At 72.7% G+C, this 13,531-nt stretch carries 13 protein-coding genes; 6 read left to right on the forward strand and 7 right to left on the reverse strand.

Features of this window, described 5'->3' with window-relative positions:
- Nucleotides 1–17 precede the first annotated feature (17 nt).
- Both BMX74_RS29195 and BMX74_RS29200 read right to left on the reverse strand, forming a co-directional pair.
- Nucleotides 18–323, reverse strand: coding sequence for a hypothetical protein (locus tag BMX74_RS29195; RefSeq protein WP_055505109.1), 306 nt, complete (start codon nucleotides 321–323; stop codon nucleotides 18–20).
- 120 nt (nucleotides 324–443) lie between these two features.
- Entirely contained in the window at nucleotides 444–1,019 is a 576-nt protein-coding gene (locus tag BMX74_RS29200) for a helix-turn-helix domain-containing protein (RefSeq protein ID WP_055505110.1), read from the reverse strand.
- Nucleotides 1,020–1,110: 91 nt separating this feature from the next.
- Between BMX74_RS29200 and BMX74_RS29205 the strand changes: the two genes are divergently transcribed.
- Nucleotides 1,111–1,944 carry a DMT family transporter gene (locus BMX74_RS29205; protein WP_055505111.1) on the forward strand — a complete coding sequence of 278 codons (834 nt, stop codon included), beginning with the start codon at nucleotides 1,111–1,113 and terminating at the stop codon, nucleotides 1,942–1,944.
- 115 nt (nucleotides 1,945–2,059) lie between these two features.
- On the forward strand, nucleotides 2,060–3,028 hold the full coding sequence (locus BMX74_RS29210) for a sensor histidine kinase (protein WP_091103907.1): 969 nt from the start codon (nucleotides 2,060–2,062) through the stop codon (nucleotides 3,026–3,028).
- 66 nt (nucleotides 3,029–3,094) lie between these two features.
- Here the strand turns inward: BMX74_RS29210 and BMX74_RS29215 are convergent, their stop codons facing one another.
- Nucleotides 3,095–3,730 (reverse strand): sigma-70 family RNA polymerase sigma factor, encoded by a 636-nt coding sequence (locus tag BMX74_RS29215; RefSeq protein ID WP_055505113.1) that lies wholly within the window; start codon nucleotides 3,728–3,730, stop codon nucleotides 3,095–3,097.
- A 196-nt stretch (nucleotides 3,731–3,926) separates the two neighbouring features.
- Between BMX74_RS29215 and BMX74_RS29220 the strand changes: the two genes are divergently transcribed.
- Entirely contained in the window at nucleotides 3,927–5,006 is a 1,080-nt protein-coding gene (locus tag BMX74_RS29220) for a PLP-dependent cysteine synthase family protein (protein WP_055505114.1), read from the forward strand.
- Between the two features lie 11 nt (nucleotides 5,007–5,017).
- Here the strand turns inward: BMX74_RS29220 and BMX74_RS29225 are convergent, their stop codons facing one another.
- Entirely contained in the window at nucleotides 5,018–5,980 is a 963-nt protein-coding gene (locus BMX74_RS29225) for an ABC transporter substrate-binding protein (RefSeq protein WP_091103909.1), read from the reverse strand.
- 103 nt (nucleotides 5,981–6,083) lie between these two features.
- On the opposite strand from BMX74_RS29225, the gene BMX74_RS29230 reads away from it, so the two are divergent.
- From BMX74_RS29230 to BMX74_RS29240, 3 genes are read left to right on the forward strand one after another with little or no spacing between them, the layout of a single operon-like run.
- Nucleotides 6,084–7,142 carry a FecCD family ABC transporter permease gene (locus BMX74_RS29230; protein WP_091103910.1) on the forward strand — a complete coding sequence of 353 codons (1,059 nt, stop codon included), beginning with the start codon at nucleotides 6,084–6,086 and terminating at the stop codon, nucleotides 7,140–7,142.
- Entirely contained in the window at nucleotides 7,139–8,182 is a 1,044-nt protein-coding gene (locus BMX74_RS29235; protein ID WP_256257324.1) for a FecCD family ABC transporter permease, read from the forward strand. The genes BMX74_RS29230 and BMX74_RS29235 overlap by 4 nt, the downstream gene beginning before the upstream one ends.
- On the forward strand, nucleotides 8,179–8,997 hold the full coding sequence (locus BMX74_RS29240) for an ABC transporter ATP-binding protein (protein WP_082535241.1): 819 nt from the start codon (nucleotides 8,179–8,181) through the stop codon (nucleotides 8,995–8,997). Before BMX74_RS29235 ends, BMX74_RS29240 begins: the two co-directional genes overlap by 4 nt.
- Here the strand turns inward: BMX74_RS29240 and BMX74_RS29245 are convergent.
- From BMX74_RS29245 to ftsY, 3 genes are all read right to left on the reverse strand, one after another.
- Nucleotides 8,903–10,192: an MFS transporter gene (locus tag BMX74_RS29245; RefSeq protein WP_091103912.1), complete on the reverse strand. Its 1,290-nt coding sequence runs from the start codon at nucleotides 10,190–10,192 to the stop codon at nucleotides 8,903–8,905. The two genes, BMX74_RS29240 and BMX74_RS29245, sit on opposite strands and share 95 nt — an antisense overlap.
- A 4-nt stretch (nucleotides 10,193–10,196) precedes the next feature.
- Nucleotides 10,197–11,873, reverse strand: coding sequence for a tetratricopeptide repeat protein (locus tag BMX74_RS29250; RefSeq protein WP_091103913.1), 1,677 nt, complete (start codon nucleotides 11,871–11,873; stop codon nucleotides 10,197–10,199).
- A gap of 330 nt (nucleotides 11,874–12,203) precedes the next feature.
- On the reverse strand, nucleotides 12,204–13,382 hold the full coding sequence (gene ftsY, locus BMX74_RS29255) for a signal recognition particle-docking protein FtsY (RefSeq protein WP_091103915.1): 1,179 nt from the start codon (nucleotides 13,380–13,382) through the stop codon (nucleotides 12,204–12,206).
- Nucleotides 13,383–13,531 lie beyond the last annotated feature (149 nt).

The raw sequence follows: 13,531 nt of genomic DNA on the forward strand, positions 1-13,531 counted from the left end.
GAAACGGCGCGCGGGGTCTATGGATAGCTCTGGACCCGGTCCCCCCGCAGCTCCCTGGCCAGGTCGTTCCACCAGAGTGGGATATCGGCCTGCAGTTCCTTGAAGCGGCGCGCCACACGCATGGCACATCCATCGGGATCCGTACCCAAATGACGACGTTTCACCGCCCCTTCCTGCCAGCGGTAAAAGCCGTCCCTGTAGCGCACGACGAGGCCGATCCAGACGGAGAGCGTCTCCCCGTCACCGACGTCGTACGCGGTGGTGACCCCCAGGCCATGCAGCTCCGCCCGGAGCTTCTCCGTGGCCGCATCGGCCTCGCTCACACGCCACCCCCTGCCGACGTCGCGACGTTCACACCGGGATGTACCCATCGACGGGCATCAGCCGCCCAAGACATGGAGTAATCATGAAACTCCCGATGGTGATCAGGAGGCTGTTCCGCGTTATTGGTCGGGAGCCTCTCGCGGCTCGGCGACCACCATGACGAACCTGAGCTCCTCCTCCGCCTCGTTGGCGTAGCGGTGGGGGCGGTCTGCGGTGAACAGCACGGCGTCGCCCGCGCCGATGACGTGGGTCTTGCCGAACACGCTGAGGGTGAGCTCGCCGGCCAGCACGGTCAGCATCTCGCGGGTGCCGGCGGGGTGGGCGTCGCCGTCGTGGTGCTCGCCCGGGGCGAGCCGCCAGTCCCACAGCTCCAGGATCATGGGCGTGTCGGCGCCGACGAGCAGCCGTGCCTGCGTCTCGCCCTGCTGGAAGGTGACGACGTCGGCCTTGGGGACGATGCGGACCATCGGCACGTCGCCGACCTCGACCAGGCGGGCGACGGTGACCCCGAGCGCCGAGGCGATGCGGGTGAGCGTGGACACACTGGGGTTGGTGCGGCCCTGCTCCACCTGCACGAGCATCCCCCTGCTGACGCCGGACCTGGCGGCCAGCGCGTCGAGCGTGAGGCCGCGGTGCGCGCGGGTGGCCCGCACGTTGTTGGCGATGGCCTGGGTGATGATCTCGGGATCCTGCATGCGGTGCAGTCTAGTGAACCCCGAGTACAACTCACTGCATCTCGTGTGTTGTACTGACAGTGCATTGCATTGAACCGTTCGTGGAGGAAACGTGACTGCGGTGATCCTGGCGACCGCGTGCGCGATCGTGTACGGCACGGCCGACTTCTTCGGCGGCCTGGCCACGCGCAGGTCCCGCGTGCTGGCTGTCGTCGCGCTGTCGCAGGTCGCCGGACTGGCGTTGATCCTGGTCCTGCTGCCGCTGCTGCCCGGACGCCTCGGCGGCGAGGACGTGCTCTGGGGCCTGGCCGCCGGCGTGTCGGGGGCGGCCGGTCTCGTGCTGTTCTACCGGGCGCTGGCCACCGGGGTGATGTCGGTCGTGGCACCGACCACCGCGGTCACCTCGGCGGCGCTGCCGGTGGTGTTCGGCCTGGCGACGGGCGAGCGGCCGTCGTTCTGGGCGCTGGTCGGCGTGGTGCTCGCGCTGGGGTCGGTGCTGCTGGTCAGCCAGAGCCCCGGCGGGGGCGAGGGCGCCTCGCCCGGCTCGGTGCTGGCCGCGCTCGCGGCGGGCGCCGGGTTCGGCGGCTTCTTCGTCCTGCTGGCGCTCGCACAGAAGGAGGCCGGGCTGTGGCCGCTGGTCGGCGCGCGGCTCTCGTCGATCTCCGTGGTGCTGCTGCTGGCCCTCGCCACCCGGCGGGCGCTGCGGCCCAGTGCCGGCGGGCTGCGCGTGATCGTGGCGGCGGGCACGCTCGACATGGCGGCCAACGTCCTCTACCTGCTGGCCAAGCAGCACGGGCTGCTGAGCCTGGTCGCGGTGCTGGTGTCGCTGTACCCGGCCAGCACGCTGGTGCTGGCCAGGCAGGTGCTGGGCGAGCGGCTGCGCGCCGTCCAGCTGGCGGGAGTCGCCTGCGCGCTGGGCGCGGTGGCCCTGATCGCCGTCGCCTGACCTGACCGCCATCCCTTCGACCGGCCGTCGCCTCGGTCGCCGTCGCCTCGGTCGCCGGGGCGGGCGGCGGCCCGGCGGCGTTGCGTGATCGACAAGCGCTTGCTACGTTTCGCGCGTGCACCCCGACCGGGCGCGGACCCGCGGCGAACCGCCGGTGCACGTCGCGGCGCCGTACGGGTCCGAGACCGCCTTCCTGGAGGCGACCGTTCCGCGTGTGCGCGCCGCGCTGTCCGAGGGCGGGCGCGTCCTGGCCGTCGTATGTCCCGAGCGGATGGGCCTGCTGGCCGTCGCTCTCGGCGTCGAGGCCGAGCGGATCGAGGTCCGCTCCCCCGCCTCCTGGTACGCCCACCCCCACCGCATGCTGGCCGCCTGCCACGAGTACGCCCGCGCCGGGCCCGTCCTGGTGGTGGGCGAGCCGCCCTGGGAGCGCCTGGACGACCGCACCGCCCGCGAGCTGGTGCGCTACGACGGGCTGCTCAACGCGGCGCTGCGCGGCGCCCCCGCCAGCCTGTTATGCCTGTACGACGAGCGCACGACCCCGCGCCAGGTGCTCGGCCTCTGCCCGGTCGTCCACCCGGTGGTGCTGGGAGCGGCCGGCGAGCGGCCGAGCGGGGGCTTCGTCGAGCCGCACGAGCTGGTGCTGGACGGCGACCTCGCGCCGCTGCCCGAGCCGGCGGAGGACGCCCACGTCGTACGGTTCACGGCCCGCGAGCTGAAACGGGTGCGCCAGGCGGTGGGCGACTACGCCAGGGCGGCGGGCATGCACCGCAACCTCATCACGTCCATCGTGCTCAGCGTCTCGGAGATCGCGGCGAACAGCGTGGAGCACGGCGCCGGCCACGGCACGGTGACGATGTGGGTGGGGCGCGGCGGCGCGAACGGCGGCGGCGAGCTGGTCTGCGAGGTGGCCAACCCGGGCGGCGGCCTGGACGACCCGCTGCCCGGCTACCTGCCGCCGGAGCCCGAGTCCCCGAGGGGATACGGGCTCTGGATCAGCCGGCAGCTCTGCGACCTGGTGGAGCTGCGCGACCGCGACGGGGTGCTGCGGGTCCGCCTCCACCTGGGGCTGAGCGGCCCCTGCTGACGTCCCGCGGGCGGAGCCCGCAGGGGCGGCACGGCCGGGTGGATCGGGGTGGTGAGGGGCGGCGGGTCAGGCCGCGGCGCGCTGGGCGGGCAGCCGGAGGGCGCCCTCCTCGCGGGCGTACTCCTCCAGCATGCCGCGCAGCTGGCGGCGGCCGCGGTGCAGGCGGGACATGACCGTGCCGATGGGGGTGCCCATGCGCTCGGCGATCTCCTTGTAGGGGAAGCCCTCGACGTCGGCCAGGTAGACGGCCACGCGGAAGTCCTCGGGGAGCGCGCGAAGGGCGTTCATCACGACGGTGTCGGGGAGCCGGTCGAGCGCCTCGGTCTCGGCGGAGCGCAGGCCCGTGGAGGAGTGGGACTCGGCGGCGTGCAGCTGCCAGTCCTCGATGTCCTCGGCGGCGGACAGCTTGGGCGAGCGCTGCTTCTTGCGGTAGTCGTTGATGAAGTTGTTGGTCAGGATCCGGTGCAGCCACGCCTTGAGGTTGGTGCCCTCGCGGAACTGGTGGTAGGAGGTGTACGCCTTGGCGACGGTCTCCTGCACGAGGTCCTCGGCGTCGGCGGCGTTCCGGGTGAGGCGCATCGCGGAGGCGAACAGCTGCGACGTCACCGGCACGACGTCGCGCTCGAACCAGTCCTGACGCTGTTCCTCAGTCATAGTGATCAAGTCATTCCCCCTTGCGCGCACATCCCCCGGTTTCGGCATAGGCCGCCTGACGGCGTTACCATCTTCACAAGCCCCATGTAAGGGACGCGTTAGGGTTCCGCCTGGTCAGAAGGGGTTCAACGTCCATCTGCTCGCGGCGTGCGTGGTCACGTCCACGGCCGGACAAGATCTCATTATCATAACACTACCTGTCCAATTTCGCACTAATCGTGGCGAGAGTCACAAGAGATAGCGTATGAGGAAGAATTTCGTTGACCGCCACGATGCCTCGACCCGCCGCTGGGTGGCCGAGGCCGTACGCACGGTCGAAGCCGATGCCAACCGTAGCTGTGACACGCACCTGCACGTCTTTCCGCTGCCCTCCGACTGGGGTGTAAACCTCTACTTGAAAGACGAGTCGGTGCACCCCACCGGTTCACTCAAACACCGGCTGGCCCGCTCCCTGTTCCTCTACGGACTGGCCAACGGCTGGATCGGGCCGTCCACCACGATCATCGAGGCCTCCAGCGGGTCCACCGCCGTGAGCGAGGCCTACTTCGCCCGCCTGCTCGGGCTGCCCTTCATCGCCGTGATGCCGGCCTCCACGTCGCCGGAGAAGTGCCACCTCATCGAGTTCTACGGCGGCAAGTGCCACCTGGTGGACGACCCCTGCGCGATCTACGAGGAGTCGAACCGCCTGACCGCCGAGACCGGCGGCCACTTCATGGACCAGTTCACCTACGCCGAGCGGGCCACCGACTGGCGGGGCAACAACAACATCGCCGAGTCGATCTACGCGCAGATGGCGCTGGAGCCGCACCCCGAACCCTCCTGGATCGTGGTCGGCGCGGGCACCGGCGGCACGTCGTCCACCATCGGGCGCTACATCCGCTACCGCCGCCACGCCACCCGCCTGGCCGTCGCCGACCCCGAGGGCTCGGCCTTCTACCCCGCCTGGGTGTCGGGCGACCTGACCGTCACCGCCCCCGGGTCGCGCATCGAGGGCATCGGCAGGCCGCGCGTCGAGCCGTCGTTCCAGCCGGCGGTCATCGACCGCATGATCGCCGTGCCGGACGCCCGCTCGATCGCCGCCATGCACTGGACGCGCGAGGTCACCGGCCTCGACGTGGGCGGGTCCACCGGCACCAACATGGCGGCCTGCGTGGACCTCGTCCGCGAGATGCGCGCGGCCGGCGAGCGGGGCAGCGTCGTCACGCTCGTCTGCGACCGCGGCGACCGCTACCGGGGCACCTACGGCGACCCGGAATGGCTGGCCGCCCAGGGGCTCGACGTCGAGCCGCACCTGGACGACCTGCGCGCGTTCCTTCCCGGCTGAGCCCGGGGCCGTCAGGCCCTCGCGGGGCCCACTCCGAAGATCTTGGCGACGTCGTCCAGGACGGAGTGGGCCCCCTGGATGCCCACGGCGGTCATCCAGGTCTGGTCGTCGACGTCGTGCTTCTGCCCCTTGAGCTTGCCCCACAGCGGGTTGGCGGTGAACTTCTCCTTCGGCGCCTCGGCCGTCGGGTCGGCGTAGGTCGCGACGAAGATGTGGTCGGCGTCGAGGTCGGCGATGCGCTCCTGGCTGACGTTGACCACGATGGTCTCGGTGGTGGTGGGCTGGCCCTGCGGCCGGGGGAACCCGACGTCCTTCATGACGATCCCCGAGTACGACTTCTCCACGTACAGGCGGGTCGTCGGCTCACCGGCGAAGCGCACGATCGAGATGGTGGGCAGCTCGCCCTCCTTCTCCTTGATCTCCGTACCGATCTTGGCCGCGCGGTCCTCGTACGCCTTGATCGTGGCGTCGGCGAGCTGCTCCTTGCCGAGGGCCTGGCCTACCAGCCGCAGGTTCTCCTTCCAGATGGCGCCCGTCGTCTCGCTGAACACCGTCGGCGCGATCTTCGACAGCTTGTCGTACAGGGCCTCGTGCCTGACCTTGGCCGAGAGGATGAGGTCGGGCTTGAGCGCGGCGATCTTCTCCAGGCTCGGCTGCTCCAGCGTGCCGACCGTGGTGGCGTCCTTGCCGTACTTCTCCGCGACCTGGCCGAGGTAGGGCGGCAGGCCGCCCTCGATGGAGCGGTAGGTGGTGAAGCCCACCACCGGGGTCTCCAGGGTGAGCACGGCGTCGACGAAGCTCTGGTCGAGCGCGACCACCCGCTTCGGCTGGGCCGGGATCGCGGTCTCGCCCATCGCGTGCTTGACCGTGCGGAACGGCTGGCCGGACGTGCCGCCCGCCGGCGGCTGGGTGGAGCCGCAGGCGGCCAGGCCCGCGAGCAGGACGGCGCCGATCAGCGCGCGCAACGGTCGCATCGAGAGATCCCTTCCCAAGCTGAAGTAAGGCAAACCTAAATTAGGTTAGCCCTGCCTAACCTGGCATACTTCAGCGGGATCGGGCAAACGGAGGAGGGACCGCATGAGCGCAACCGCTGTGGCGCCGCGCCTGCGCGGCCTGCGCGCCCGGAGACTGTCCCTCCTCGCCGTCCTGCTCGCCGCGCTCCTGCTCGCCGCCGCGCTGAGCATCACCGTCGGCGCCAAGCCGGTGCCCCTGGCCGACGCCTGGCACGCGCTCACCGCCCCCACCGGCACCGACAACGACATCGTCATCCGCTCGCTGCGCGTGCCGAGGACCGCGCTCGGCGTCCTCGCCGGCATCGCGCTGGGCGTCGCCGGCGCGCTCATGCAGGGCCACACCCGCAACCCCCTCGCCGACCCCGGCCTGCTCGGCGTCACGCAGGGCGCCGCGTTCGCGATGGTCACGTCGATCGTCGTGTTCGGCGCGTCCAACCTGCTCGGCTACATCTGGCTCGGCCTGGCCGGCGCGCTCGCCGCCAGCGTCGCGGTGTTCGCGCTCGGCAGCGTCCGCGGCGGCCCCGGCGGCAGGGCGGCCGGCGGGGGCGGCCCCACCCCGGTCACGCTCGCGCTCGCCGGCACCGCCGTCAGCGCCCTGCTGTACGCGCTGACCTCCGCCGTCGTCCTGCTCGACGAGCAGGCCATGGACGTGTTCCGCTTCTGGCAGTCCGGCTCGATCGCCGCCCGCGGCGGCGCCGTCGTCTGGCAGGTGCTGCCCTTCGTCCTCGCCGGCCTGGCGCTGGCCGCGGCCAACGCCCCCGGGCTCAACGCCCTGTCGCTCGGCGAGGACGTCGCGCGCGGGCTCGGCCAGAACATCGCCATGACCCGCGCCGTCGGCGTCGCCGCCGTCACCCTGCTGTCCGGGGCGGCCGTCGCGGCGTGCGGGTCGCTGTCGTTCGTCGGGCTGGTCGTGCCCCACCTGGCGCGCCCGCTGTCCGGCACCGACCACCGGTGGCTGCTGCCGTACTCGGGGCTGATCGGCGCGGCGCTGCTGCTGCTCGCCGACGTGATCGGCCGCGTGGTCGCCCCCCCGGGAGAGCTGGAGGTGGGCGTGGTGCTGGCCCTGATCGGCGCGCCGTTCTTCGTCCTGCTGGTACGCCGCAGGAAGCCGGTGCGGCTGTGACCGCCCTCCCCGTACGCGTCGCCGGCCTGTCGTTCCGCGTGCGCCCGCGCGGCGTCGCCGTGACGCTGGCAGGACTGGCGGTCCTCGTCCTGCTCATGGCGCTGAACATGCGGCTCGGCAACATCTCCATGAGCCTCGGCTCGGTCGTCACCGGCGTCCTCGACCCCGCGAGCCCCGACCACTTCGTGGTGATGGAGCTGCGCCTGCCCAGGGCGCTGGCCGGCGCGCTGGTCGGCGCCGCCCTGGCGCTGTCCGGCGCGATCACGCAGTCCGTGGCGCGCAACCCGCTGGCCAGCCCCGAAATCCTCGGCGTCACCACCGGCGCGTCCGTCGCCGTCGTCGCCGGGATCGTCGCGGCCGGCAACGTGTACGGCGGCGTCAGCGGCCTGCTGTCCACCCTCGGCGTCCCCGCGCTCGCCCTGCTCGGCGGCCTCACCGGCGCCGCCCTCGTGTACGCGCTGGCCTGGCGGCGCGGCCTGGACGGCTACCGCCTCGTGCTGGTCGGCATCGGCGTGGCCGCCGTGTTCACGAACGTGAAGTTCTGGCTCCTCACCATCGGCGACGTCGACGACACCGGCCGGGCGATGGTCTGGATCAGCGGCTCGCTCAACGCCCGCGGCTGGGAGCACGTCACGCCCGTGGCGCTGGCGCTGGCCGTCCTGGTGCCCGCGACCCTGCTCGGCGCCCGCTCGCTCGACGCGCTGCGCTTCGGCGACGACACCGTCACCGCGCTCGGCGTGCGGATGAACGCCGCCCGCGCGCTGATGATCCTGGCCGCCGTGCTGCTGGCGGCCGTCGCCACCGCCGCCGCGGGCCCCATCGCGTTCGTGGCGCTGGCCGCGCCGCAGATCGCGCTGCGCCTGGCCCGCACGGGCCGCCCGCCGCTGCTGTCGTCGGCCGTCGTCGGGGCGGTGCTCACGGCCGGCTCCGACCTGCTGGCCCGCACCGCCTTCTCCCCCGTCGAGCTGCCGGTCGGCGTCGTCACGGCCGTGCTGGGCGCGCCGTACCTGATCCACCTGATTTGGAGGGCACGTACGTGAGGCTGCAGGCCGCGAAGGTCAGGCTGGGCTACGGCGAGAGAGTCGTCGTCGACGGCCTCGACCTCGGGATCGAGGCCGGCACGGTGACCGCGATCATCGGCCCGAACGGGTGCGGCAAGTCGACGCTGCTGCGTGCGCTCGGCCGGCTGCTGAAGCCCATGGGCGGCGAGGTCCTGCTCGACGGCAAGCGCATCGACCGGCTCCCCACCCGCGAGGTGGCCAAGGTCCTCGGCGTGCTCCCGCAGGCGCCGACCGCGCCCGAGGGGCTGACCGTGGCCGACCTGGTGGCGCGGGGCAGGCACCCGCACCAGACGTGGTACCGGCAGTGGTCGTCGGGCGACGAGGAGGCCGTCGCGGCCGCCCTGGAGATGACCGGCCTGGCCGACCTGGCCGAACGCCCCCTGGACGAGCTGTCAGGCGGTCAGCGGCAGCGCGCCTGGATCTCCATGGCCCTGGCCCAGGGCACCGACCTGCTGCTGCTCGACGAGCCCACCACCTTCCTCGACCTGGCCCACCAGGTGGAGGTGCTGGAACTGGTGCGCCACCTGCACCGGGCGGCCGGCCGGACCGTCGTCATGGTGCTGCACGACCTCAACCTCGCCGCCCGCTACGCCGACACGCTCGTCGCCATGCGGGCCGGGCGGGTCGCCGCCGCGGGCGCCCCGCGCGAGGTGCTGACCGAGGAGCTGATGGGCGAGGTGTTCGAGCTCGACGCCAAGGTCATCGAGGATCCGGTCGCGGGGACTCCGCTCGTGGTCCCGATCCGGCCGCGTCCTGCCCGGCAGGAGGGCGACCGGCCAGATCAGCGAGCGTGACCCGCCGCAGCGGCGAGACGGCGAGCGCCGCGGCGACGGCCAGCCAGCTCACCCCCGCGAACGCCATCAGCCCGTACGAGGTGCGGGTCAGCCCCTCCAGCGCCCCCGCCGTCAGAGCCGCCAGCGGGATCGACGAGAACGCGATCATCCTGCTGGTGCCGAGCACCCGGCCGAGCAGCCGCTCGGGGATGAGGAGCTGGCGCACGGTGGCGACGGCCACGATCGACGTCCCCGCCGCCGCGAACTGCCCCAGCCAGGCCAGGCCGATCGCGACCGGCCCGCGCGCGACGATCATCAGCAGCATCGACAGCCCGCCCGCCGCCGTCGCCCAGCACACGAGCGGCATCGGCCGCCACCGCCTGACCAGGCGGCTGCCCAGCGCCGCCCCGAGCACCGCGCCCGCCCCCTGGAAGGCGTAGACGACGCCGATCTCCTCCGGCGTGAACCCGTGGTAGGCGCTGAGGTAGTAGACGAGGTTGCCGAGCAGCAGCCACACCCCGAAGTTGCAGGCCAGCGAGCCGAGCGCGGTGGTGAGCACGACCCGGTCGCCGCCGAGGAGGAACCGGAGCCCCTCCCCTGCGTCCGCGAGCACCGACCCGCGCCACCGGCGCGCCGCTCCCCGGCCGCCCGTCCTGACCGGCGTCGTTCCGATGAGGGCGATGAGCAGCGCCGAGACCGCGAAGCTCGCGGCGTCCACGTACACGGCCACCTGGTGGCCGAACGCCACCACGAGCGCGCCGCCGATCACCGGTCCCGCCATGTTCACCGCGTGCTCCCCCATGTGGACACGCGCGTTGGCCTGCGGCAGCCGGTCCTGCGGCACCAGCGACGGCAGGATCGCGCGGAACGCGGGCTGGTAGAGCGGGTCCACGGCGGCCAGCAGCAGCGCCACCAGGTAGATCGGCCACACCGACCCGGCACCGGCGGTGACGAGCAGGGCCAGCGCGAGCGTGACCACCGCCGAGACCGCGTCGCCCGCGACCAGGAGCCTCCGCCGGTCGAACCGGTCGGCCAGCACCCCTCCCACCAGGGAGAGCGCCAGGTACGGCAGGTACTCCACGACGTAGACCAGCCCGGTGCCGAGCGCCGACCCCGTCAGGTCGTAGACCAGCAGCGGCAGGGCCAGCCGGTAGATCCAGGTTCCGAGCGACGAGGTGAGGAACCCCGCGAGGAGGAGCCAGAACCGCCCGCCCAACGCCTCAGACCTCCGCGAGCGCCTGCCTGACGTCCTCGTCGTCCGGGGCCAGCTCCGCCGCTCTTCGCAGGTCGGCCCTCGCCTCCTCGGCCCGGCCCGCCGCCCGGTGCGCCACCGCCCGGTTGAACAGGAGCTCGGCCGTCTCCCCCAGCTTCAGCGCCCGGCTCAGGTCGGCCACGGCCGCGTCGTGCTCGCCGCGTCCGAAGGCCAGCTCGCCCCGGCCCGCCCACGCGGGCACGAGGTCCTGGTCGAGCTCCAGCGCCCGGTCGAACGCCGCGAGCGCCTCGGCCGCCCGCCCCTCCGCGGCCTCCACCTGGCCCAGCACGCACAGCAGGTAGGGATTGTCCGGGTCGAGCTCCAGCCCGCGCTCGGCGTCGCGCCGCGCCTGGACGGTGTCGCCCGCCGCGGCGCACAGGCCGCTCCTGTTGACGTACGCCGCCGTGAAGGCCGGGTCGAGCTCCAGGGTGTGGTCCAGGTCGGCGCGGGCCCCTTCGAGGTCGCCCGCCGCGTACCTGACCTCCGCCCGGTTGTAGTACGCCTCCGGGAAGGGCGGGCTGAGCCGCATGACGCTCTCGTAGTCGGCCAGCGCCTCGTCGGCGCGGCCCAGCTTGAGCAGGAGGTTGCCCCGGTCGAGGTAGTAGTCGGGGTAGCCAGTGTCGAGCGCGATGGCGGCGTCGTAGTCGGCGAGCGCCTGCTCGGGGCGGCCCATCGCCGCCGTGAGCTGCGCCCGGTTGGCGTACAGGACGAGCCGGTGCACCGGGTGCTCGTCGGGCAGGTGCCGCTCCGCCAGGTCGATGGCCTGCTGCACGAGGTCGAGCGCCGCGTCGGGACGGCCCCTGCGCAGCTCCACCAGCGCCTTGCCGTTGAGGTCGAAGCCCAGGTGGAAGGCGCGCTCAGCCGGGTCGGGCAGCAGCGAGGTGATCGTGACCGCCTCGTTGATCCAGGACAGCGCCTGCTCCGGGTCGCGCCTGGCGTGGTCGTGATGGCGGACGAGCAGCATGGCGGTGCCGTACGCGATGGTGGCGCGGTGCTTGGGGTCGGTGCTCTCCCTGCGCGCCCGGTCGTAGAGCTCCCTGGCCTCGTCCTCGCGTTCGACGGCCTCCAGGGCCGCGGCGACCCGCTGGACGAGCACCTCCCACTGGCGGGGTTCGTCGGCATACGCCATGCCGCGCAGCGCCTCCAGCCCGGCCTCGGCCATGGCGTGGTGGAACCCCTCGTCGCGGTAGCGGTCGAAGTCGGGCGGCACGGCGCCCTCGCGCGGCGCGGACGCGCCGGGCTCCACCGTCAGCAGGTCGGGGTGGACCCTGCGGCGCAGCACCTCGACCAGCTCGGCGTCGGTCTGGTCGGCCTCCGCCAGGTTGTCCACGCGCAGCGCGAGCGGGCCCGAGCGGCGCAGGTGGTCGCGGACGAACTCGGCCAGCCCGTTGGCGATCCTGAGGCTGCGCCGGGCCCCGGGGATGAGGATGCGCTGCTGCCTCGGCAGCGTGTCGGCGACCGACCGCCTGCGCACCGGCACCGCACCGGCCAGGTGGGGCGCGGCGACGCGGATCTCGATGTCGTACGCGGCGGCGAGGTCGGGCCACCGCTCCAGAGCCTGCGGGACGACGACGTCGAGCAGCGCGGCGGCCAGCGTGTACGGGCCGCGGAGCCTGCGGTCGGCGTCGAGGACGATCGTGTTCACGGGGAGCCTTCCTGCGCGAGCTGCGACGGGGAGCTCGCGGCGGGAGTTCGCGGAGGGAGCGCCGTGGCCGGCGCCTCACGGGAGGCGCCGGCCGGACACCATCGGGTCAGATGGTGTGCCGCGGCGCGGCCGCGGCGGTGGGCTTCACGGTTCCGGGCTTGTGAACGACGATCTTCTTCATGGCACCCTTTCACGGCACTGGCGAGCTCGGTGACCGGTACATGTCAGCACACCGCGAAGAGGCCGATCAAGGCTTATCTGGTAAGCGCTATTTCAGTCGAGATTTCCGTCCTGTCCGTAATTTCGGCAGATCGTCGGGAAACGTCGGATTTACTCGCCCAGGATGGCGTCGACGAACACCTCGGGGTCGAACGGCGCCAGATCGTCCGGCCCCTCACCCAGGCCCACCAGCTTCACCGGCACGCCCAGCTCCCGCTGCACCGAGATGACGATGCCGCCCTTGGCCGTGCCGTCGAGCTTGGTCAGGGCGATGCCCGTGATGTTCACCGCCTCGGCGAACACCTGCGCCTGGCGCATGCCGTTCTGGCCGGTCGTGGCGTCGAGGACGAGCAGCGTCTCGTCCACCGTGGCCTTCTTCTCGACGACCCGCTTGACCTTGCCCAGCTCGTCCATCAGGCCGGTCTTGGTGTGCAGGCGGCCAGCCGTGTCGACGATGACGACGTCGGCCTTCTCCTCGATGCCCCTCGCCGTGGCGTCGAACGCCACCGACGCCGGGTCGCCGCCCTCAGGGCCGCGCACCACGTCGGCGCCCACCCGGTCGCCCCAGGTCTGGAGCTGGTCGGCCGCCGCCGCCCGGAACGTGTCGGCCGCGCCCAGCACGACCTTCTTGCCGTCGCCCACCAGCACCCGGGCCAGCTTGCCCGTGGTCGTGGTCTTGCCGGTGCCGTTCACGCCCACCACGAGCACCACCGCCGGCCGCTCGCCGTGCTTCTGCACCCGCAGCGTACGGTCGAGGTCGGGGTTGACCTGCGTGAGCAGCTGCTCGCGCAGCAGCGCGCGCACCTCCTCGTGGGTGCGGCTGCCCAGCACCTTCACCTTGGTACGCAGCTCCTCCACCATGACGCGGGTCGGCGCGACGCCCACGTCGGCGGTGATCAGGCTCTCCTCGATCTCGTCCCACACCTCGTCGTCGAGCCTGTCGCGGGACAGCAGGTCCAGCAGGCCGCGGCCGAGGGCGTTCTGGGAGCGGGCCAGGCGCGAACGCAGCCGCACCATCCGGCCCGCCGACGGCGGCGGAACCTCGATCTCCGGCACCACCACGGCCGGCTCCGCCGGCTTGACCGGCGGAGGCAAGGTGGTGGTCGCGCCCTCGGCCTCCTCACCCGCCCCCGCGGGCCGCTTCTCCTCCTCGGGAAGCGGGGGAGCCTCAGGCGGCTTGACCGGCGGCGGCGCTGCCTTGCCACCCGGCCTGAACAGCAGGAAGAGGGCGCCGGCCGCCAGCAGGGCGACGACGACCACGATCACTATGACGCCGAGGTAACCATCCACAAGATGTCAGTTTTCCAGATCGACCGGCATGCTCATGCCCAAGGCCACGCGGATCCGGCCAGGTTGATCGGGTCACGGGCCCCTGCGGCACCCTCCAGACCGCGCCCCCTGCGGCCCCCTCCGGGCCGCGCCCCTGCGGCTCCGGCCCC

Origin of the sequence: Nonomuraea pusilla (genome assembly GCF_900109355.1) — a bacterium.
Lineage (GTDB): Bacteria > Actinomycetota > Actinomycetes > Streptosporangiales > Streptosporangiaceae > Nonomuraea > Nonomuraea pusilla.

Excerpts from the sequence above, each read along its gene's own strand:
- BMX74_RS29200 (WP_055505110.1), bottom strand. The coding sequence starts at position 1,019 with ATGCAGGATCCCGAGATCATCACCCAGGCCATCGCCAACAACGTGCGG.
- BMX74_RS29215 (WP_055505113.1), bottom strand. The coding sequence starts at position 3,730 with ATGCCGAAACCGGGGGATGTGCGCGCAAGGGGGAATGACTTGATCACT.
- BMX74_RS29220 (WP_055505114.1), top strand. The coding sequence starts at position 3,927 with ATGAGGAAGAATTTCGTTGACCGCCACGATGCCTCGACCCGCCGCTGG.
- BMX74_RS29225 (WP_091103909.1), bottom strand. The coding sequence starts at position 5,980 with ATGCGACCGTTGCGCGCGCTGATCGGCGCCGTCCTGCTCGCGGGCCTG.
- BMX74_RS29230 (WP_091103910.1), top strand. The coding sequence starts at position 6,084 with ATGAGCGCAACCGCTGTGGCGCCGCGCCTGCGCGGCCTGCGCGCCCGG.